We start from the raw sequence: 333 nt of genomic DNA on the forward strand, positions 1-333 counted from the left end.
CACGCCGTGCTCGAAATCGCATCCTCTGAGGCTGCCCATTTCCGCTGCGCGCGCGCTCTGATGCCCCAGCTTGGCCCAGGCCACTTCGCCAATCGCGATCGGCAAAACCGGCAGCACGGCCAGTAGCATCAGGAAGTTGATGCCCATGCGCCGCGCCGAACTGTGCTGCGCCACGGCCACCAGGCGCCATTGCCGCACCTGCCAGGCTGCCGGCAGCACGGCCAGGGCCACGGCAGTGCCCATCGCACGGCTGACCATTGCGCCCACGGCAGCGGCGCCCAGCAGGACCAGGCCATGCTGCATCCAGCGCAGCGCTTCGGGGCCATGGCCCGC

The 333-nt window shown here is 70.0% G+C and carries 1 protein-coding gene; it reads right to left on the reverse strand.

Annotated features, from left to right (window positions below):
- Nucleotides 1-333 (reverse strand): hypothetical protein (locus tag H926_RS33740; protein ID WP_028658288.1); only part of this gene is annotated, 333 nt, incomplete at both ends.

The sequence above is a fragment of the Novosphingobium sp. B-7 genome (genome assembly GCF_000410615.1).
GTDB classification, from domain to species: Bacteria; Pseudomonadota; Alphaproteobacteria; order Sphingomonadales; family Sphingomonadaceae; genus Novosphingobium; species Novosphingobium capsulatum.